The organism is Mucilaginibacter sediminis (genome assembly GCF_051903035.1).
Classification (GTDB): Bacteria; Bacteroidota; Bacteroidia; order Sphingobacteriales; family Sphingobacteriaceae; genus Mucilaginibacter.
The window spans coordinates 442930-464099 of record NZ_CP170602.1 but is presented as its reverse complement, the minus strand read 5'-3'; the positions used below and the strand labels follow the sequence as shown (position 1 = coordinate 464099).

Below are 21170 nucleotides of genomic sequence, written 5' to 3'. Positions count from 1 at the left end.
TAGTATCCCTGGTAATGGAAGCCTGTTATTTTAATAAATTCCAACATTTCTTTCTCCTCCGGTACCGCTATTGATATTTACATTAGTAAATGTAACATGGTTCCCTGCAACCGCTGCCCTGGCACCCACATAACAGTTATGGCTGTTGCTTGAACCAATGGTGGAAAAAGATACACTATAAATTCCGGCAGGTAATACAAGCGTAGACGAACCCGGAGGGCATACATAACTTCTGGCATTCCCGGTACCTGCAGAAAAATTTAATCCCGTTGTAAAATTCATCCCAATGGAATCCGATGTAGAATTATTAAATGTAACCGTTACTGCTGCGGCACATATACAATTGGCATTTGCATAATTTTGACCGTTGGCATTAACTTCGTTTTGAGCCTGATTATCGGCATCGGCCTGTGAAATAACCGAGCTATAGGTTTGGGCAGGTACAACATAATATACCTGGCCCGGCGTGGTACCGGCGGCACAGTTATTTTTCGTAAAAAGGGTAGATAAAGCCGAATTATAATATTTCAGGATACAGGTGCCGTTTGCATTAGCATATGCCTGACCATATGAAGATGCCGACTGCCCATCATACATCTCACTAACAGCTTGCGCATTTGCATCTGCCTGGGATATTAAAGATGTGTACTTACCGGCAGGAACTGTATAGGTTACCGGAGGACCAGGTATGTAATTTCCCGTTGGGCAATCATTCTTCAAAAAGCTGGCAGACTGTGTAGTATTTAAAAACGGTGTAGCATAATTATATGCGTAGTTTTTTACAATACTACCATTTTGATCTTTAACGTTTATAAGTCGTATAAACTCATCGTATTCAAAATAGCTGTTTTTGTAATTGGCATCGGTTGTGCTTTCAACTTCAACTCCTTTGTAATAATTGGCGGTTGCCATTTGTGCGGTTTGCGGGCTTAACGCTACCTGGTCAACTAAATTACCATTGGTATTAATGCTTATAGCAGTAACGCCGGTTAGCGCCCATTTGTATAGGCTCCAATTACTATTGATAGCAGTACTTACGCCATTTACCGTTACCGATCCGCTTCCTTTTGCCCATAAGCTTACATTGTAGTTACCGGATAATAAACCGCTTTTAGTTATAGAGCCACTATAGCTTTTTGAGCCCGATTTACTTGAAGACGATGAAATGCCGCCTAACGCATAAGTCCAGTTACCTAAATCGTCCGTTTCAAATCCGGAGTATGCAATTGTACCAAACGATGCATTATCGGCTTTAGCCAAAGTATTTCCCGATTTATCTAAAATAATAGCAGTTTTAATGCCTCCCTGGTTTTCAAATTCAACAAGGCGGCTCTTGTCGTCATAAGTATTACACACTAAAACAGGTTTAAAGTTATGATCTGCCGGTAATAAAACGGTACCGGAGAATGAACCCGGTGTTCCTGACAAAGGTTGTGTTAGCCGCGCCGTGTAAACTTTAAGTGGTCTGATAATACCGCTGTTTAGCGTTTGATATTCTGTTACGCTTGATTGTACCAGAAAACTGCCAGAAGACTTGGTTAGCCACGATTCTGTTAATACCGGTTGATTAATTATATTATTGGTAACAAGTGTAGATAACGAACCACTCAAATTATAATCAAAAGGATAATAAAAATACTTTTTTAAAGTGTTACCATCGGAGTTAAGTTGTGAAGATATACGGAGCATGTAATAATTGGCATCATAAGTATTTTGTGTAAGTACTTCTTTCGGCGTAACTGCGCCAGTTGACGGGTAGTTATATTCATGTGTAGCTTTTAATTCCGCTCTCCCTATTATAGGATAATAGTTATTGAATTTATATATAAATCTGATAGCATACGGGTCAGAACTTCCATTAGTTCCCAAAACATCAACTTCCCCATCTTTTGACATATATAATGATCTATAGTTGTCATCAATCTTTTGTTGCTGAAATATGTTATACTCATTTACGGTTCGCTTAGTCATCGCGCCGGTTGAGGAAAAATAAGTAGTTGTCAGCGGCAGGCCCACAGCCCAGTAAGGTTGGTCTACCGGCCGGTAAGGATAATAGTCCTTCGGACTCCAAAAAGTGGTATAGCTCAGGTCAGAGTACTCATATACTATCTTGCCGTTGTTATTGCTGCCATTTTGCAGCACTTCTTCTACACGCCGGTAACCGGCAAAACTGCCGTCGATATTGGATATCGGATTTGCAGGATTTGTAAAAGAAGTTGTCATCGTATATTTTACATGGGGGTTAGATGGCCATCCTCCATCATCATAGTAACCATTCTTAACAAATGTAAATTCCGGCTCTTCGCCTATAAAGCCGGAAGACAAGCCGTCAGTCTCCACATAATTATATTGTTTAACGATATCATTCTGCGGAGTTATGCCGTCATGCAGCGTCCGTTTCTTTATACGTAATCCGGCAACGGTAACATTGCCGCTTGTTCCACGTTTATCGTTAAGTTCGTATTCAAACTCTTCTGAACCTCCGGTTGGATAGATGATTCTCTTTATAATACCTAATTTCGCATAATTCAAATCAGGTGTTCTATCTGCAGCCGGTCCCTGTTCAGTGGGTATCACAAAAGCGGTAGCATTTGTTGAAGCAGTAGCATTTGTTTTTCCATTGTAATAACCCCAAAAATCCAAACCAGCTTCTACTATGGACGAACTATTCACCGAATAGCTGTGTGGCACATTAATTTCATTTAAGTTTTGATCTAAAAAGTAATCGAACGCATACATTGTCTGATGATTATTATTGCTGCTAACCAGATCAACGGCATTTAAATAATCATTCCCTTTTGTAGCAAAATATGTATTTGTCGTGGGTTGTGTATTGGTATAAGTGGCCTTGGCGCCAGAGCCCCAGTATAGATATTTCAAATAATAACTTTTTACAACTTCTTGCTGGGTGTTAAGAATATCTATCGATTTTAACAAAGGAGATGTAATTGGATCAGTTCCATCCAAAAAGTAATTTAAATTAATTTTAGTTTGATCTGAAAAAGTAATACTCTGGAGGTCCGCTCCTTTTGCCCCAATTCCCACAGAAGTTGATGTGTTCCCGAATGGCATGTCTGATCGTTTACTATACACGCCCATTGATGCTGCACCACCTGTCCATGTTTGCCTAACTATGTATTGATAGGTTATAGATTCTTCGCTAAACGGCGCTTCTATTTTAGTTAATAACCAGGATGATGGGTACTCCTTCATATAATAGACAGCCGTAGGAGTCAGGCCCGGATTAGGATCATATTCTTCAGTTACCTCGGTCTGATTAAAGTAATATTTTATTCCAGCTTCATCAATTATCAGGAACGAGGCTAATTTAAATTGCGTGCTGCTGGTAAAATTGGGGATTATTTTCACTTTACTATCAGTCACTACTATCACCTGCTTGTCTTTACCAATATAAAACTTGCCAGATTTCCCCGGAATACTAAATTCAAAAATATCATGCTGGGAATCTGCAGTCCCATCAGCATAATTAAAGGTTGGATCAACATTGTTTATTCTGCCGTCGCCATCTGGCTTGTATGTTATGCCATTGTTGTATAAAACACCATTCCACTTGGTAATCGGGGTTCCATCTGATGAAGTTTCATTGGTTTGATAATCATCGGGAATACCTCTTGTGTGCCTTACAATAGTGCCGCCAGCACGAAGCAGCCAGCCCCTTCCTGTTATATTAGTAGGCTCATTCGCTTTAATACCGCCGGCACCAGTATAAACCAGCCGCATGCTGAAATTTAAAACGGACATTTTCTTTTCATATAGCGGCAAATCTATATTCGCCATCCCTGTGAAGTTATTCATCGGTATATTGTCAATCTTGCTGAATGCATACGCATTCGGCGAATGCATGCTAAAGTTATGCGTATAATCAGATTGAGCCTGGAGGGCTCCCCCTATGAATGAGGTAAAAAACAGTACCAGCAATAAACGGTAAAACATAGTTATTAGGTTAAAGTGAGTGGAAAGGCTTTATTATGTAAAAAATCATGTTGCTAATTGCCATCGTTGTATTTTATTAAATCAACATGTTGTGAAGAATTATCGATAACGGTTAATTGGTTTAAGTTCATGATAGATACATGACTTTATTTGATTTTGTCGGCAAGCAACTCCATTTTCTTGTTTAACCTATCAATTTGTTCCTGCTGTATTTTTAGTTTTGTCTCAAGAGTATAATTATTTTGCGATTGCGCTTTCACCTCTTTATCCTTCTCAATCAAATACAAAGTCAATTCCTCTACCTTCTTAAGCAACAGCTTGTTCATCTCGCCCAGGTTGATGCCGTTTTTTGCGACCTCCTGCTCAGATGGAATTTCGGGCAGGTGGTGGTTTTGGTCGATGTAGTTTTTTAATGTTTCCAAAGATGGCAACTGGTAGTCCTTGCCAAATACATAGTCGGCCCAGCCGGTTTCTACCCTGATTTCCTTAGCCCTTATTTTCCCGTTTACTGATAAGCGGTACGCAGGATCGGGAGTTAATGTATTTAAGCCCAGGTTGCCATTAAGATCTGTATACATAACCGGGATAACGTTTAATGCAATTTCATTCGCAGGTGCCGTAGTTGTAGTGGATAAAGTTACCAGCTGATTAGCTGCATTACCGGGTGAGAGCAGGAACGATTTGATGGAAAAAGCTTTATACCTGGCACCTGTGGTAACGACATAAAAATTAGTTGAGGTTCCGCTTTGGTACGCCTTTAAGGTAAAGCTGTTACCGTTTGAGCTACCTAAAGTAACCTGGTTTACACTTAAGCCATTGCGGTTTGCTATATAAAAGGTGGTTTCGCCATTGGTGTCGGATTCCCAGGCTCCACCAAATATGTCTACCTTTAATTTATTGAAATTTCCTAAATCCGAAGAGGTAACATTAATTGTGCCTACATATACATATATCGCGGAGTTATCGCCTACTATATTATTGCTATACTGAGCTTTTGCAAATACCGGTATCAGGACGACAAATAAGAATATTAACTTTTTCATTTAAGTTGTTTTTTGTTTCGGTGAATAACTTGTTTTTTCAGATTAGCAATTTCTTGCGCCATAATTTTAAGTTGAGCTGTATTTTCTTTTTCATTTTTGTCTTTTTCAATCAAATACAGCGTCAATTCTTCCACTTTTTTAAGCAGCAGCTTGTTCATCTCGCCCAGGTTGATGCCGTTTTTGGCAACCTCCTGCTCAGATGGTATTTCGGGCAGGTGATGATTTTCATCGATGTAGGTTTTCACATCGCCGAGGGATGGGAGTTGGTATTGTTGCTTGAAAACGTAATCGGGCCAGTTGGCAATTTCTACTTTTACTTGTTTGGAGCGAATGTTGCCATTTACAGATAGGGTCTCTTTCGGAGTGGCAGTACCTATACCAACAAAACCAGATGAAAGGATGGTCATTTTAACATCGCCCAAATTGACTGTTGAATTATCTGCCGAATTATTAACTAAAAATTTTAAGCTACCTGTTCCATAATCGCCTGTGCGTTCGTGAACGATAGCGGCTTTCCACCAACTCCCAAGAGCTTCGTTAAGGAAGCCTATGCCCACAGCATTGCCGCCGGTTTGGGTTCCATTCAGATTTTGAAAACCTCCAATAATGTTTAAACCGTTATTGGATACCTGTGTGTGTAATTTAGAAACAGGGGCTGATGTACCTACACCCATATTCCCTGCAAAATATCCCTGTCCGTCGGCTCTTACACTGAAGTTTATAGTACCGTTGGTTAAACCATCATAATAATAGTTCGCCGATCCTGTGGGTTGATCTGTCCAGGCCCTGAAAATTCCGGCCCCAGGATAGGAATAGGTAGAGCCTAATTGATGCCCCGTAAAAAACGATTGCCCAAGTGATGTTTGTGCTACTATTTTGGTATTATTGTTTAATATATCGTTAGCATCAACCGTAACGGTTTTGGTTTGCGCCTTGGCAAAATGCGCACTGGTTAAACCGGCCAGAATCAGCAGTATAACTTTTTTCATATTTCTATTTAACTCGTTTCTTTAAATCCTGCACTTGTTTTTTTAATTCGTTGATCTCTTCCTTGGCTTCTATCATATAAAGCGTCATTTCTTCCATCTTTTTAAGTAGTAGCTTGTTCATCTCGCCCAGGTTGAGGCCATCTTTGGCAACCTGCTCTTGAGATGGCATATCAGGTAAATGCTGGTTTTGATTGATGTAGGTTTTTACATCAGTAAGGGACGGAAGTTGGTATGATGGCTTGAAAACGTAATCGGGCCAGTTGGCGTAAAGTTTAACGGTCATTGAAGTAGCGATGACGTTGCCGTTAACAGCCAGTTTATACCCTTTTGGATCTGTAGTACCAATTGCCACATTTCCTTGAACTATACTCATATAAGTATTAGCCCCATCACCCCACGATTGGACATTCTGATTGGGATCCCTTTCCCACCATGTTCTGGTATTCGTTTGAGGATTTAAAAACGAGACATCTACTGATATTCCATCATGTAACCTCGTGGAGTACCAGTCACTACCGGCCGAATTTCGAACCAACCAAATGTTGTTTTGGAAAGTGTTGCCGGTTCCGCATAGCCCTGCTACGGAACTTAAAAGCGAAGCATTCTTAATAGTACTACCAAGTGGGGTAGATTGATAAACATTAAATTTAGCTGCCAGCGAAGTTGTTCCAATTCCAACATTTCCGGCATTATTAACAGTCATATAATCGTATTGTGTGCCGCTTACCAGTTTTGAAATATACAAACTGGGATCTGCCTGAGACTTTTGTTGAAAAAGCCACTCACTATTTCCCCCGCCGTTGTAAATGTGAAGGCCTGCTTGCCCGTTGTTTGCTGAGGATACTAACCCTCCCCAAACGTCCAGTTTATATCCGGGATTTGTTGTTCCAACCCCCACGTTACCTGAGGAATGTAATGTTAAAGGAGCAGTGCCGACCGATTGATTCCAAAATCGGAGATCGGCACCCTGGGATAGATCAACCCGCCATGCCTGGACACCGGTTTTATCTAAAGTTAATACAGGGCCCGAAGAACTATTTATATATAGTTGAGTTGAAGGGTTTGATATGCCAATTCCCACATTCCCGGTAGCCGGGAATGTATTTTGTGCGAAAGAAGAAAAAGCTGAAAATAGCACAGCCAATACCAAAAGAGAAAATGATTTCATTTATTTAAGATTGAATTTGTAATTGAAGGTTGACCGCATTGAACAGGGCTTATTAAACAGGCCATTCAGCGGTTAATAACCACGCGAATAAAATAACAACGGATAACGTTTATTAGCTACAGGTAAATACTATACCTTAACTGATATTTAATGATTGTTTGCTTAGCAAGCCTAACTTATAGGGAGTATTTTTCATAAATCTGCGATTGGTTTAAGTTTTACGAAAATATTATTTGAAAACCATAAATCCAAAGATTTGAGATAATAAATTTATGGGTATTGTAATATATTCGTTCCGCCGCGTATTAAACGATTTAGCGCGTAGTTTTCCTGCTATAGATCGCTTGACGTACAAATCGCCCGTTTACCGAAACGCCATCACCTAACAACCGCAATAAACACCCGCATACCAAGCACCTTCGCCTCCGTATTGCCTCCAACAACCTTACCCGATACAAAATCAACCGAACGTACCAGGCCGGTACCGTCTGTGGCTTGCAGTTGCTGCAATAATTTGCAAAGCGAAAAAAAATCGCCTTCAAAATCCAGCCGCTGGATGATGTATTTATCGTCGGGAGCCGGGCTGGGTTGCACCGGTACTCTCGATAGCCTCACGTTTAGCTTTTCGGCCTGCAGGGCAATCGTGGTGATCATGTTGCTGCGCATGGTGGCAGTGTCTATTTTAAACCGGGCGATAATATGGTTTAGGTTATTATCTTTCCGCTCCAGGTAGCCGGGCTGGTAGGTAAGATCGCCGACCTGGGCTATTTTTTGCTGTAGTTGGCGCCGGAGTTTCCAGGCGTCTACCGTGTGGCTGAATGAAAAGCGGTAGCATACCAGTAAAAGCAGTACCGATCCGGCTATCAGCAGGTATTCCTTTTTAATGTTGAGGTTTTTCGGCATGCTAATAGTTGATGATAATGTTAAACTTCCCCGTGTTCTGGTCGTTATCAAATTCGAAGTTATCCAACCCCGCGCCTTTTACCCATTTTAATGTTTTGATGCGCGCTATCCATTCATTTACAGCGATAACCTGTTGCGAATTCCCTGTAAGCTTTATCCTACGATCTAAAAAATGCTGCCCCCGGGAATCTTTATTGTTAATGTCGGGCGGGTTTATAGCTATTTCCTTCAGGGTTACTTCACCCGGCAGCAAGGCAGCAAGCTGATCGATAATCCGGGCTTTGTTAAAACCGCCATCCCATCCCATATCTTTCAGAAGCGCTTCTTTTGCTTTAATCTGCTCGGTAAGCATCTGCATATCGCTGCTGCTGTTTGCCGATAGGCTGACCTGGCCATCCAGGCGGCTATTTTCTGAATTGAGCCAGGAAAGGGTTACAAAATTGAGGAGCAAAAGGATAAAAAAAACACCCAATATTAAGGCGCCCGTTACTTTGAGTTTTTTTGTCCCTATAATTTGCAGGTACCGGGCATCCGTGGCATCAACTATTGCCTTAACAGGTTCCAGTTTATCGGCAAGCACCAGTTGAAAAGCTGCGGCATAAGGCATAATCAATTGCTGGTCGATAGGTTCGGCCCCGATTTTAAAGGGGAAGGGGGCCTGGAAAGCGGGGCTGTATCCTACCGCCGTCCAATTCAGCTCGGCATCCCGGCTTATCTGGATGCCGTTAAACACCACATCGTTTTCGTAAACATTTAGCTGATTTAACATGTGGGATGCCGCGAAGGGGCCAAGGCTCAGCATCAGCACGGTAAAGCCTTGCTGCTCCAATATGTTTATCCAATGGTCGGCCAGTGTTTTCCTTACCAGGGACACAAACAGCTGATCGTTGGATGTAAATTGCTGCAGGTAAAAATCAGCTACATTCAGGTTCGGGATTATTTTGGCCATATCCTGCTGTTCGTCGCCGGATGCCGCCACTACTTGCTTGGTTAAGATGCCTTTGCCTGTTAAATTTAAAGCGATGGGAATTTTAGCGTCAAGCTGCTTGGCAATCCCCTCGACATCCTCTTTTACACCGAGCTTTTTTTCGATGATAAGTTGCTTGTGATCGGTACTAACCTGGCAGCAGTTTATGGTATAGGAGCCATCCTGCGCAATATCTATGGTGATACCGGCGGCCTGGTTAATATGGTAATGTGGCGATAATATACCCATAATATTACCTGATAATGGTGGATTTGATAAACAGCACAGTAACCACCTTCGACTTGCTCCGGGTGCGGCTGCTAAAGATCCATTTTAAAATGGGGATCCTGGAGAGCAGGGGTATCCCCGAGCCGCTGTCGTCGGTTTCTGTACGCTCCAGGCCGCCCAAAACAATGGTATCCTCGCTGTGTACCCGCAGGCTGGTTTCAAATTTGCTGATGGCCTGCGGCGGCGGCGAGCCATCGGTAGGAATAGCCGTAAAATCGGATATGTTTATTTTAATGCCAAGGGTAACCTGGTCATCGCCAGACACGATGGGTTTTATGGCGATAGACAAATCGGCATTTACTTCCTGGTACACATTGGTGAATATAGATTGCGCGCTTTGGATAGAAGGGATAACGTTTTGCGTTGTGTTTTTATAATAACGTTTGCTGCCAATGCTCAGCGTAGCCGAATGGCCGTTAAGTGCTGTTAACTTAGGCACCGAGCGCACATCTATATTATTGTTATTCTCCAGTGCCTGCAACCTAACGTAAAAATTAGGCACCACGTGGCCCAGGTTGAGCGAAGTAGCTTTGCCCACACTGTTTAAAAAGTCGTTAACGCCTTTGGCGCCAAAAGTATAATCTATTCCGGGCAATACCGTGCCCCCCGTTTTTACACTGTCTGAAACACCGGCAGAAATACCGGTTGAAACACTCCTGGTTTTGTGAACATCTATCATGGTAACTTCTATCAGTACCACCGGAACAAGCACGTCCATTTGTTTAATAAAGCTTTCTACCTCATCTATCTGGGCCCCCGACCCGGAAAGTAAAAGGGTGTTTTGTTCGCGGAATTCTTTAATCTCGATACCACGCTTCCATTCTGAGGGGATCATGGTGATAACGGTATCAATTGCACGGTTTTGCAAGTGAATAGCCCTAAAGGTACGTAACCCTTCCAGCTTGCGGTCGCCAATTACGTAAATGCCTTTTTCGGCATGAAAGGTGTATTCGGTGCTTTTAAATAACAATGTTAGCAGGTCGTCATAACTAACATCATTTACGTGGAGGGTTATAGACCCTTTAATATCAGAGTAAATGGAATAGTTTTTTCCTGTTTCCTGCGAAGCACGTTTAACCAGATCGATAATAGGACTGTTAACGGCATCTACCGAAATCAGTTTTTGGCCATTAACCTGCCTTACAAATAAACCGCTGGCACCGCCAGCGCCTGGTTGGGCGATGTTACGGAAGGATTTCCTTACGCCGGTATTTTTATCGCCGTTAACATACACTTCCTCGTTTTCGTCAAGCGGTTGAAAAAGGTAAAAGTCATCTGCCGTATGCACCATTTTTATTTCATTGGCATAAGCCAGCTTGCCCAAAGCCGTCTCGAAGGGGGCATCAGCAATATAAGAGGTAACCGTTTTGCCTTGCAATGAACCAGGCACCACAATGTTTTTGCCGGATAACTGTGTTATTCTTTTTGCCGCTGCCGCCAAACTGTCGTTATTTAATGAAAGTGAGAGGGTGTTGTTTGCCGCATTATATTTTACGCCCAGTTCCTTAGGCGGAGGCTTTAAAAACTGGTTGGGGTCCCGGTAAGGTGTGATATTGATAATGGAGCCAACAACAGCAATGTCCAGGTTATACTTTTGGGCAAGCAATAACAATATATTGGATGCCGAAACACCGGTGAAGGTATCCGAGATACTAAAATTAAGCCCCGGATCGGAGCTTATACTTAAATTATTGGAGCGCGCAATAGCATTCAGGTATTCGTGAATGGATACGCCGGTAACCAGTAATTGCACTTTTTGGTTAAGCCCGGGAACATCAGTTGCAAGCTCATCCAGTTTTTGTTTAATAACCTGTAGCCTGTCCTGCTGTTGGGCGCTGGCCGTTATGGCTGCGGTAAACAAGTAAAAACAAATGATAAGGCAGGTAATTTTTTTTAACATATAATACTTTAATAATTAAATAACAACGGGTATATCTCGTCAATAGATGTCTGGCCATCGGCAAACAGGCCAAAAGCATTTTCGGCAAGGGTTTTAATGCCCCGTTCTTCTAAAAGTGCCTGTACCTGCATATTACCGCTTTTTATTTCATTGGCCAGGTCAAGGTCTACGGGTATTACCTCGTAAACGGCTTTTCTTCCTTTATAGCCGGTGTAATAGCATTTTTCGCACCCACGGGGTGTATAATGGGCCGAAACTTCGCGGTAAGGCTTAAACTGTCGTGGATACAACGTTTTGTCAAAATCCTTTTGCACCTTACAATGCGGGCAAAGCAATCGAATCAATCGCTGGGCCACTGTGGTATTCAGTGTATTGGCAACCATATATGACGGGATGCCCATATCAATCAACCGGGAAACCGTTCCCCAGGCGGAATTGGTGTGGATAGTTGACAATACAAGGTGCCCTGTGAGGGCGGCCCTTATAGCCATGTTAGCGGTCTCGGTATCCCGGATTTCGCCAACCATAATCACATCCGGGTCCTGTCGCAGGAAAGTACGGAGGGCGGCGGCGAAAGTGAGGCCGATAGCCTCTTTAAGCTGCACCTGGTTAACCCCTTCCAGCGTATACTCTACCGGGTCTTCTATAGTGAGGATATTACGGGTCTCCTTGTTCAGCAGTTTTAACGTAGCATACAGCGTAGTAGTCTTACCGGAACCGGTAGGCCCGCTGATCAGCAGGATCCCGTTTGGCCTTTTGGCGCCCTGGAGGTAATTATCCAAATCAAATGCCGAAAATCCAAGACTGTTCAAATCAATATCTGTAGCATCGTTATTTAAGAGCCTAAGTACAACCTTTTCGCCATAGAGAGTGGGCAGGATAGACGCACGAATGTCGAACTGGTGCCCCTGGTGGCTGAAATTGATCCTGCCATCCTGGGGCAGCCGTTTTTCGGCAATATCCAGGTTGCCCATGATCTTTACTTTGTTGATTAACGCCGGGTAATCGTCCTCTTTCAGCAGGTAACGCTCCACCATGTTTCCGTCAATCCTGATCCTAACCCGGCACTTGTTCTCATAACGTTCAATATGAATATCACTGCTTTTCAGGTTTTTTGCTTCGCCAATCAGGTTCATCAAAAAGCTATCCTCGTCATGGCGTACATTGGCCTGCAGTGCTCCGGTTGTGGTATTATCCTTAATATAGTAGGTAGCCAGCAGCCGGGCAATTTCGGAAACAGCAATGGGTTCCAGGAGAATATCCAGCCCCAGCATGATTTCCAGTTCGGCGGCAAGGCTGCCCGTATCAGCATTTTCTTCACAATACAATGCAAGTTGCCCATTAACGCGGCCTTTGGGCAGCACACGGTAATGCCATGCCATATCTTTAGACAGGATATGGATATGCTCGGTTAGTAATGTGATCTTTATTGCTGTATCCATGGTGTAAGGTAACGGAGCAACCAGTAGTCATCAGCAATATCGATATGAAAATACCACCAGTCGCCTGCTAAAAATACAATAAATAATAAGGACTGTAACCCGGCCAGTGGAATATGTTTGCCCCTATTGCCGGTTATAAACTGATAAAATATCCATAATATTAAAACTAAAGGGATACTAACTATATAAAAAAAAACATAGTTGAGTGCCGACAAATAAAACCCGATAGCTACCAAAAATAAAATATCGGCCCAGCCCATTAAGCCTTCGGTTATGTTAATAAATCGCCTCCTGCTCACAAAAAGGTAGCCGGTTAATATCGCCAGAACCAGCACCAGGAAGCTTAAGTTAACAGCAATCTGTTCGCCGGCTAAGGAAGCGTCTTTACCCTCGAGCAACTTAAGGCTTATCAATCCGATAGTCAGCAACGGAAACAGCCCCCAATGCACGGCCCGAAACCAGAAATCCTGCAGGAGGATGACGAGCAGGGACAATAATAAAGCAAAACGAATAGCCAGCAACACTTTAATCCGGGGTTACTTCTTTTAACACTTTGTCCTGGTTCATTTCCCAAACGTTAAAATTACCGTCCTGGTTAAAATCAACAACCGAAGTTGCACGGGCAGTAAAACCGGTATTGGAAGCATTGGTAATCTCTATCTTATAGTTCGCCCTGGCGTCCTTGCCTTCGGTACTTAGCTTTTCCTGGATAAAGCCCAGTTCGTTCAGGTCATTGGTATATTTGGAATGTTCGTAGAAATAAGTCTTCTCGAGCATCGATACGTGTTCAAGTTGCAGCTTAGCTTCGGTGGTTTTTGCACGGGTAATCACGGGCAACAGGTTGGGCAGGGCCAACAATACTAATATACCGATGATGATCAGTACAACCAGTATTTCCATGAGTGACAGCGCTTTTAGCGCGCTTTCGGGGTTTGGTTTGAGGTATTTCTTGACAAAAAACATAGAATAGCGAATATACGGCTCAGGCTTAAGGGCAATAATTTTAATTTGGAGTGAAAGTTAATAAAATCTCGTTAATTAAAGCTTTAATATTTTAGAAAAAACATTGTAAAAACATAATGCGTTTGATTTGAAGTGTTGGATTGATCGAAAATCCGATTTTTGACGAATTTAAACATCAAACTATAGAAATAGGTAAAGTCTTAGAAAATAGCTTATTGATCAATAACCCATAAAGCAAAAAAAACGGATCTGTAGATGACAACCCCGTTCTTGTTTTCATTATTGAAAAAGTGGGGTTACAAGTCCTCACTTTGCCTTTGCCGCCACGGCCTGCTCGCGCTGTGGGCTTTTCACTACAATCCTTAACGCGAACTACGGGTATACAAAAACAGCCGGATGAAATTAAAACATCCGGGGGGTGCTTATTCGTTCAGCGAAAATACTGTAGTTACAAACTACAAGCATAGCTGTTCGAAGTCGGAGACATTCGAACAGCGCAACTCTACGGACAGCTGGGGTAATTAAAAAACAAAGCAAAAGCTTGCTCATCACCCAGCGCTACCCGGTCGCGTATGTGCTGTGGATCATATAATGGCTTAGCTTGCAAAATGTTGGTTGTTTAATATAACTGGTATTTAAATTTACGCATTAACACACAAATGTGTAAATTATTTCAGGAATACAACACTTTGGCTAAATTATTATGGGTTGCTTTACTTTATGTGGTTTCTGCCGGTCCGGTTTTTATATTGTTCGTTATTAATAATCTGCTTTATAACTTTAAAAACCCCTCATCGGCAACCAATACGCAAGAATGGGATTTATAAACCCAAATCGGCAACCAAGCGCAAATCGGCCAGGAAATAGTTTGAGATTTGTACAATATCAAGCATTTTTTTCAACCAATCTTATATGCCTTATCCCAGCTACAAATCGTTTTACTATATAAAGCCTGATTTGACAGGTGTACGCTGATCGCGGTTCGGGCGCCGGTAAATACATTACTGTCGGGCAGTCCCTTATGCCGGATCTTTTGATAAAAATCGTTGAACGCGTACCAGGTGCCGTCTTTGGTAGGTTCGGGCAAAATAGGCGTCCCTCCTTCCTTGTTCCATACAATGCGTGTAGCTCCTGTTACGCCGTCAATTGTTCCTTTATCGCTCAACAACTTTTTCTCCGGGTAAAACATCCCCTGGTCGGTCAGCAGGGAAACCGTGCCCAGGGTACCTTTGATCTTAAAAAGATACCCGTCATGCGCATTACCGCACATCGCGCCGAAATTTCCAATCAGGCCCTGATCCGGGTAACGTAACATCAGCTGAACGTTATCATAAGTTTCGCGGCCGTCTTTAAAAACATCTATCCCACCCGTTGCAAAAAACTCCTGCGGATGGGTATCAAAAACCCAGTTAATAAAATCTATCTGGTGCGAAAGCAATTCGGCCGCCAGCCCGCCCGAATATTCTTTGTACATCCGCCAGTTGATTGCCCGTTCCAGGGCCGGATTAGGAACCGGGCGGCGCCAGTTGCCGTTGCGGTCCCAGCGGCAATCCACCTGCGTTACCTTCCCAAGATAACCTTTATTAATCATCTCTTTAACCCGGTAATATAAGGGGGAATATCGGTATTGGTGGCCTACCTGCAACACTTGGTTATCCCGGCCCTTCACCAGGCCCACCAAATCAAGCGCCTGTTCAATGGTATAGGTCATCGTTTTTTCCAGGTATAAATGCCTGCCCGAACGGATTACATCCGCCCCTATCGGATAATGCAAGTGCAACGGCACAGCTACGATAACCGCCCCCACTTCTTTATCATCCAATAGCTGGTGATAATCTGTATAAGTTTTTACGACACCCCATTTGCTCAGCTTTTGTGCCGTGGCCAGCCTGAAATCAAGCACATCACAGATTGAGGTAACGCGGAACTTATCAGGCATCCCATTAAGGATGTTCATAATCCCGGTGCCACGATCGCCACAACCGATCACCCCTATCTTCACCGGATCGTCTCCCATCTGCAAGGCGCTCAGCTTATTGTCAAGAAATAGTCCACCAGTGAGTATGCCGGTATTTTTCAAGAAAGTTCTTCTCTCCATCTTTTCAGTTTGTTATTGATATTTGTTAAAAAAAGTGGTAGCCGTATCAGCAATAAGGCCATCAGGCCTCCGGTACACAATATAAGCCCCCATATCCTTCCGTTTCGATAAAAAACTCAGGGTTCGTTTCAGCCCCATCGCCATAAAACCATTATCATAACCGTCCGCAGTTATGGCATCTTTAGCATACACAGTAACGCTAATCATCTCGTTTTGCACAGGGTAACCTGTAAGCGGGTTCATTAGGTGCGAAATCTGTTTGCCGCCGGCCGCGTGATGTTTCCGGTAATTGCCGGAGGTAGTGATGGCACCATCCCCGGGTTCGATCACTTTACGCATGGGGGCCGGGTCCAGGTCGTCGCCACTAATACCTTCGATGCCTACCTTAAATGGCTCGTTACCAAGCTTACGGCCTTTTACGCGCAATTCGCCCCCAAGTTCAACAAGGTAGTTGTGAATGTGGTGTCGCTCCAATAGCAATGCCAGCAAATCAACCGAATAACCCTGGGCGATACCGTTAAGGTCCAATTGCACACCGGGATTAGTCTTATGCAAAAAATTACCCTTCAAAGCTATCTTACCGGCTCCTACATTGCGTAGCAAGCTTTCTACTTCTTCCTTATCAGGTTCATGTGTGGCTTTTACCACACCAAATCCCCAGGCGTCAACCAGGGGCTTTACAGTTGGATCTACCAGCCCTGCCGTAGCGCGGCTGATCTGCAGGGCATGATTGATGAGCATCCTGAAAGTTTCATCAATCCGGATACCTTTTCCCGAACGGTTAAACCGGCAAATGAGCGAATTGGGTTGATAAAGGGAAACAGAACGGTCGAACCGTTGCAACAGGCTGTCGGTTTGGTTTAGGCTTACCAAACTGTCGGTTGCGTAATACACGATACTATAGGTAGTGCCCTGTGCATAACCCTTCAGTTCGAAACGGCGTAATGGCGCCTGCCGCCCGAAAGCGCAGAACAACAACACCAAAAAAACAGCGCCGGGCAATAAATTCTTTTTCATAGTCAGATAGTCAAATGTAAGAAATCAATGGATTTTTCACTTCTCCGCCTAAAATAAGCTTCAAAAAAACGAACATCTATACCTTTAATCTCTACAATATATATTGGCTTCCCGCAAATATGCCATATCCAATAGCTTTTAACTATTAAAGATAGAATTAATCGATTGGGATTGTTAACCTCAATATCCTACTTTTATACTGCTGCATAATTGATAGGTGCAGACGTTCAATACATAAACTTATAACTATGGAAAGAGAATCAAATGACATTAGTAAATGTCCGTTTCACAACGGCAGTATGAAGCACAATGTTGGCGGTGGCGGCACCCGGAACCGCGACTGGTGGCCTAATCAGCTAAAACTGAATATCCTGCGTCAGCACTCTTCTTTATCAAACCCGATGGGCGAAGATTTTAATTATGCCGAAGCTTTTAAAAGCCTTGACCTTGCAGCAGTAAAAAAAGACCTTTATGCCCTCATGACCGACTCGCAAGACTGGTGGCCGGCAGATTTTGGTCATTACGGTGGTTTATTTATACGCATGGCATGGCACAGTGCCGGAACCTACCGTGTGGGCGACGGACGCGGAGGCGCCGGCGCAGGGCTGCAACGCTTTGCCCCGCTTAACAGCTGGCCGGATAATGTAAGCCTTGACAAAGCCCGCAGACTGCTTTGGCCCATTAAACAAAAATATGGCCGCAAAATTTCATGGGCCGACCTGATGATACTTACCGGTAACGTGGCACTGGAATCAATGGGTTTTAAAACCTTTGGCTTTGCCGGCGGACGTGAAGATGTATGGGAGGCAGACGAATCTGTATATTGGGGTTCTGAAACCACCTGGCTGGGTGGCGATTTGCGTTATGCACATGGTTCGCCTGGTGTTGATGGGCACGGCGTATTGGTGTCTGAAGATGATGCTGATGGTGACGTTCATTCCCGTAACCTGGAAAAACCATTGGCAGCTGTACAAATGGGGCTCATTTATGTGAACCCCGAAGGACCAGACGGCAATCCTGATCCGGTGATGGCAGCCAAAGATATTCGTGATACTTTTGGACGTATGGCGATGGACGATGAGGAAACAGTTGCATTAATAGCCGGTGGCCATAGCTTTGGCAAAACCCATGGCGCTGCAACTCCCGACCATGTAGGCAAAGAACCCGAAGCTGCCGGCATCGAAACGCAGGGCTTTGGCTGGAGCAATAGTTATGGAGCCGGCAAGGGCGCGGATACAATTACCAGCGGACTGGAAGTAACCTGGACCAAAACACCAACCCAATGGAGTAATAATTTCTTTGAAAACCTGTTTGGCTTTGAATGGGAACTTACAAAAAGCCCCGGCGGCGCGCAACAATGGGTTGCTAAAACTGATGACACCATTATTCCGGATGCCTATGACAGCGCAAAAAAACATAAGCCTGCAATGCTTACTACCGACCTCGCTTTAAGGTTCGACCCGGCTTATGAAAAAATATCAAGACGCTTTTTAGAAAACCCGGATGCATTTGCTGATGCTTTTGCCCGCGCATGGTTTAAATTAACGCACCGCGACATGGGCCCTATCGCGCGCTACCTGGGGCCAGAGGTGCCGCAGGAACAATTGCTTTGGCAAGACCCTATCCCGGCAGTTAACCATGTACTGATATCTGAAAATGATATTGCTACCTTGAAAGCAAAAGTATTGGGATCGGGGTTAAGCGTATCTGAACTGGTTTCAACGGCATGGGCCTCGGCATCCACCTTCCGTGGCTCCGATAAACGCGGTGGCGCCAATGGTGCCCGCATTCGCCTTGCCCCGCAAAAATACTGGCAGGCGAATAATCCGATACAATTGCAAAACGTATTGAACATACTTGAAGGCATTCAAAAAGAGTTTAATGCGGCACAGGCCGATGGTAAAAAAGTTTCGCTGGCCGATTTGATCGTACTGGCCGGCAATGCAGCTGTTGAAAAAGCGGCTCAAGATGCAGGACATGTCATCACCGTTCCTTTTACCCCTGGCCGTATGGATGCCTCGCAGGAGCAAACTGATGTAGAATCATTCGGTTACCTGGAACCTGCTGCCGATGGGTTCCGCAACTATCGCACATCAAAAGTACCAGTATCTACCGAAGAATTATTAATAGATAAAGCGCAATTACTTACCCTAACAGCACCCGAGTTAACAGTGCTTGTTGGCGGGTTGCGGGTATTGAACACCAATTTTGATGGCTCCAAACATGGTGTTTTCACTTCGCGTCTTGGCGTACTCAGCAACGATTTCTTTGTAAACCTGCTTGATATGGGCACGGCCTGGAAAGCTGCCTCTACTGACAGGGAAGTTTATGTAGGTAGTAATCGCGTCACCGGAGAAGTAAAATGGACAGCAACCCGAGCAGACCTTGTTTTTGGTTCAAACTCAGAATTGAGGGCTGTGGCCGAAGTGTATGGAAGCTCCGACGCCACGGACAGGTTTGTAAACGATTTTGTAGCCGCATGGGCCAAAGTGATGAACCTGGACAGATTTGATTTAAGTGTTTAGGAAAATACCGCCATTTTGGGTTCATTCTCCTTGATGTGTTACGAAGGATTAAGTAAATGGCCCCAATTTTATCGTGTTATAACAACAAAGGCACCGGATCATGGTGCCTTTGTTGTTGATTTATATTGAGAAAACTCAACCCCACTTTGCAACATGGGGACAATGCCAACTTGAACGAATAAAAAAAGAGGCTGATCATATTGATCCAGCCTCTTTCTAAAGTTTAATCAAGTAGTTAATAACCAGGGTTTTGCACCAGCTTATTATTTGTTTGTATAGCTACCGTAGGTATCGGAAAGATGCGCCTGTAGGTATCTGTATTTGTTTTTCCTAAGCCATAGGTATTTTCAAACTTGCCGAACCGTATCATATCATTGCGGTGCCATGTTTCCCATGTAAACTCCCGGCAACGTTCGCTGTACATGTCATCAAGAGTAAGACTTGTTAAAGCAGCCGATGTAGTACGGTTAGCTCTTAACGTGTTAACCAACGATAATGCAGTAGCACCCAAAGTTGGTGTGCCACCACGCAAAATTGCCTCGGCTTTCATCAGGATAATATCCGAGTAACGGAAAACCGGCACATCATTATTCTGGTTTCTGCTGATGGTGTTGGTATAGTCAGGATAAAATTTAATGTTCCGGTACCCTGTGTTCCATGCTATTTCGTCTTTACCCAGGTCAAAAGAACCTGAACCCAAACGTGATGAGTTAGGAGTAAGCGGCGTAAGGTTTAATTGATAAACATAGCTGCCTGCCGGAGTTGAACCAGAGTAAAACTGATCATATCCTACATTGGTTGTGCTCACCATAATAGGGTTACCATCTGTCCAGTATTGCAAACCTGTAAGCCATTGCTTATTGCGGATGTCATTAGCGTCGTTAAAATTGGCGTAAAATTCGCTTGTAGTCATTCGCGGGCCACTCGGCTTATTATTTACTAAACCACTGCCTGTACTTTGGTTCATCACAGGATCAGTAATACCTCCCGGCGTAGAGCCCGAATAAAGGTACCTGATGCCGAGGTTGCGGTTCAAGTCATAACGGCCATAAAACATATAGCCGTTGGATGTGGAAGCATCATATGGAATAGCGAAAATAAACTCCTTGGTACTCGGCCCATTGGTTGGATAAAACATCTGGAGATAAGTTGCCATCGGTTCTATACTATACAGACCCGAATTGATAACCTGGTCACAAGCTGCTATACAATCGTTGTAGCGTTGAGTACCTGTGTAAACTTCTGCGTTCAAATACATTTTTGCCAGTATGGAGTAAGCAAGAAACGTTGTTGGTTTTCCATATGTAGCTGTTCCGGTGGTCGACTTCAAATAAGGGATAGAAGCCTTAAGCTCGCTTTCTACGTAGGTAAATACCTGGGAACGGGTAGCGTTTGTTTTAACTGCGGTCGATCCATACAACGTATCGAGCGGAACATTGCCATACAGGTCCATCATCATGTAATAGGCCAACGCACGCATGGTTTTCAATTCGGCAATACTGGTATTTTTAGTACTACCTGCGGGTGCTGATTTAAATACCGAAATGGTTTGGTTAGCGATACCAATCATATTGGTAAGATATGCCCATGTTGAGTTCACCCACGCATTATCCTTAGTCCATGTATGGCGGTGCAGTTCGAGGTATTTATTACCGTCTATCCAATCCGAGCCGAAAGTAGCCAGAACCGCTTCGTCAGTCGAACAGCTTTGTGTAAACCAGTACGATACAGCGAAATCACTCCTCAATGCAATATAAACAGGGCCCGATGCTGAACTAAATTGTGCTTCGGTATGTGGATATGCATCAGGCGTAAGTTCCGAAGAAGCCGGAACATCCAATTTATGGCATGCCGAGAATAACATCACCCCGATTGAGAGGCTAAGTATTCCAAAAAATATTTTTTTCATGTCC

At 43.7% G+C, this 21170-nt stretch carries 15 protein-coding genes; 2 read left to right on the top strand and 13 right to left on the bottom strand.

Annotation, left to right across the window (positions count from 1 at the left end; translation table 11 throughout):
• Positions 1-30 precede the first annotated feature (30 nt).
• The 10 genes from ACFGVS_RS01640 to ACFGVS_RS01595 all read right to left on the bottom strand — a co-directional run bounded on the left by ACFGVS_RS01640 (position 31) and on the right by ACFGVS_RS01595 (position 13554).
• Positions 31-3954: a DUF5977 domain-containing protein gene (locus ACFGVS_RS01640; protein WP_439697194.1), complete on the bottom strand. Its 3924-nt coding sequence runs from the start codon at positions 3952-3954 to the stop codon at positions 31-33.
• 146 nt (positions 3955-4100) lie between these two features.
• Complete coding sequence (locus ACFGVS_RS01635) at positions 4101-4997, bottom strand: hypothetical protein (RefSeq protein ID WP_439697193.1); 897 nt, start codon at positions 4995-4997, stop codon at positions 4101-4103.
• Positions 4994-5986, bottom strand: coding sequence for a hypothetical protein (locus tag ACFGVS_RS01630; RefSeq protein WP_439697192.1), 993 nt, complete (start codon positions 5984-5986; stop codon positions 4994-4996). The genes ACFGVS_RS01635 and ACFGVS_RS01630 overlap by 4 nt, the downstream gene beginning before the upstream one ends.
• Positions 5987-5990: 4 nt before the next feature.
• On the bottom strand, positions 5991-7154 hold the full coding sequence (locus ACFGVS_RS01625) for a hypothetical protein (protein WP_439697191.1): 1164 nt from the start codon (positions 7152-7154) through the stop codon (positions 5991-5993).
• Positions 7155-7532: 378 nt separating this feature from the next.
• Complete coding sequence (locus ACFGVS_RS01620) at positions 7533-8057, bottom strand: hypothetical protein (protein WP_439697190.1); 525 nt, start codon at positions 8055-8057, stop codon at positions 7533-7535.
• A gap of 1 nt (position 8058) precedes the next feature.
• Positions 8059-9273, bottom strand: a complete 1215-nt coding sequence (locus ACFGVS_RS01615; protein ID WP_439697189.1) for a hypothetical protein — start codon at positions 9271-9273, stop codon at positions 8059-8061.
• A 4-nt stretch (positions 9274-9277) separates the two neighbouring features.
• Positions 9278-11212 carry a type II secretion system protein GspD gene (locus ACFGVS_RS01610; protein ID WP_439697188.1) on the bottom strand — a complete coding sequence of 645 codons (1935 nt, stop codon included), beginning with the start codon at positions 11210-11212 and terminating at the stop codon, positions 9278-9280.
• Positions 11213-11220: 8 nt separating this feature from the next.
• Positions 11221-12654, bottom strand: a complete 1434-nt coding sequence (locus tag ACFGVS_RS01605) for a GspE/PulE family protein (RefSeq protein ID WP_439697187.1) — start codon at positions 12652-12654, stop codon at positions 11221-11223.
• Positions 12639-13178: a hypothetical protein gene (locus ACFGVS_RS01600; protein WP_439697186.1), complete on the bottom strand. Its 540-nt coding sequence runs from the start codon at positions 13176-13178 to the stop codon at positions 12639-12641. Before ACFGVS_RS01600 ends, ACFGVS_RS01605 begins: the two co-directional genes overlap by 16 nt.
• A gap of 1 nt (position 13179) precedes the next feature.
• Entirely contained in the window at positions 13180-13554 is a 375-nt protein-coding gene (locus ACFGVS_RS01595; RefSeq protein WP_255369745.1) for a type IV pilin protein, read from the bottom strand.
• 722 nt (positions 13555-14276) lie between these two features.
• On the opposite strand from ACFGVS_RS01595, the gene ACFGVS_RS01590 reads away from it, so the two are divergent.
• Positions 14277-14444 (top strand): hypothetical protein, encoded by a 168-nt coding sequence (locus tag ACFGVS_RS01590; RefSeq protein ID WP_439697185.1) that lies wholly within the window; start codon positions 14277-14279, stop codon positions 14442-14444.
• Between the two features lie 71 nt (positions 14445-14515).
• Here the strand turns inward: ACFGVS_RS01590 and ACFGVS_RS01585 are convergent, their stop codons facing one another.
• Together ACFGVS_RS01585 and ACFGVS_RS01580 are read right to left on the bottom strand one after the other, a co-directional pair.
• Positions 14516-15715, bottom strand: a complete 1200-nt coding sequence (locus ACFGVS_RS01585; RefSeq protein ID WP_439697184.1) for a Gfo/Idh/MocA family protein — start codon at positions 15713-15715, stop codon at positions 14516-14518.
• 12 nt (positions 15716-15727) lie between these two features.
• Positions 15728-16732 (bottom strand): FAD:protein FMN transferase, encoded by a 1005-nt coding sequence (locus ACFGVS_RS01580; RefSeq protein WP_439697183.1) that lies wholly within the window; start codon positions 16730-16732, stop codon positions 15728-15730.
• 248 nt (positions 16733-16980) lie between these two features.
• On the opposite strand from ACFGVS_RS01580, the gene katG reads away from it, so the two are divergent.
• Entirely contained in the window at positions 16981-19257 is a 2277-nt protein-coding gene (gene katG / locus ACFGVS_RS01575) for a catalase/peroxidase HPI (RefSeq protein WP_439697182.1), read from the top strand.
• 235 nt (positions 19258-19492) lie between these two features.
• Here the strand turns inward: katG and ACFGVS_RS01570 are convergent, their stop codons facing one another.
• Positions 19493-21166, bottom strand: coding sequence for a RagB/SusD family nutrient uptake outer membrane protein (locus ACFGVS_RS01570; RefSeq protein ID WP_090652906.1), 1674 nt, complete (start codon positions 21164-21166; stop codon positions 19493-19495).
• Positions 21167-21170 lie beyond the last annotated feature (4 nt).

What these genes read in the sequence shown, in the direction of transcription:
- ACFGVS_RS01640 (WP_439697194.1), bottom strand. Translation starts at nt 3,954, where the DNA reads ATGTTTTACCGTTTATTGCTGGTACTGTTTTTTACCTCATTCATAGGG.
- ACFGVS_RS01635 (WP_439697193.1), bottom strand. Translation starts at nt 4,997, where the DNA reads ATGAAAAAGTTAATATTCTTATTTGTCGTCCTGATACCGGTATTTGCA.
- ACFGVS_RS01630 (WP_439697192.1), bottom strand. Translation starts at nt 5,986, where the DNA reads ATGAAAAAAGTTATACTGCTGATTCTGGCCGGTTTAACCAGTGCGCAT.
- ACFGVS_RS01625 (WP_439697191.1), bottom strand. Translation starts at nt 7,154, where the DNA reads ATGAAATCATTTTCTCTTTTGGTATTGGCTGTGCTATTTTCAGCTTTT.
- ACFGVS_RS01620 (WP_439697190.1), bottom strand. Translation starts at nt 8,057, where the DNA reads ATGCCGAAAAACCTCAACATTAAAAAGGAATACCTGCTGATAGCCGGA.
- ACFGVS_RS01615 (WP_439697189.1), bottom strand. Translation starts at nt 9,273, where the DNA reads ATGGGTATATTATCGCCACATTACCATATTAACCAGGCCGCCGGTATC.
- ACFGVS_RS01610 (WP_439697188.1), bottom strand. Translation starts at nt 11,212, where the DNA reads ATGTTAAAAAAAATTACCTGCCTTATCATTTGTTTTTACTTGTTTACC.
- ACFGVS_RS01605 (WP_439697187.1), bottom strand. Translation starts at nt 12,654, where the DNA reads ATGGATACAGCAATAAAGATCACATTACTAACCGAGCATATCCATATC.
- ACFGVS_RS01595 (WP_255369745.1), bottom strand. Translation starts at nt 13,554, where the DNA reads ATGGAAATACTGGTTGTACTGATCATCATCGGTATATTAGTATTGTTG.
- ACFGVS_RS01590 (WP_439697185.1), top strand. Translation starts at nt 14,277, where the DNA reads ATGTGTAAATTATTTCAGGAATACAACACTTTGGCTAAATTATTATGG.
- ACFGVS_RS01585 (WP_439697184.1), bottom strand. Translation starts at nt 15,715, where the DNA reads ATGGAGAGAAGAACTTTCTTGAAAAATACCGGCATACTCACTGGTGGA.
- ACFGVS_RS01580 (WP_439697183.1), bottom strand. Translation starts at nt 16,732, where the DNA reads ATGAAAAAGAATTTATTGCCCGGCGCTGTTTTTTTGGTGTTGTTGTTC.
- katG (WP_439697182.1), top strand. Translation starts at nt 16,981, where the DNA reads ATGGAAAGAGAATCAAATGACATTAGTAAATGTCCGTTTCACAACGGC.
- ACFGVS_RS01570 (WP_090652906.1), bottom strand. Translation starts at nt 21,166, where the DNA reads ATGAAAAAAATATTTTTTGGAATACTTAGCCTCTCAATCGGGGTGATG.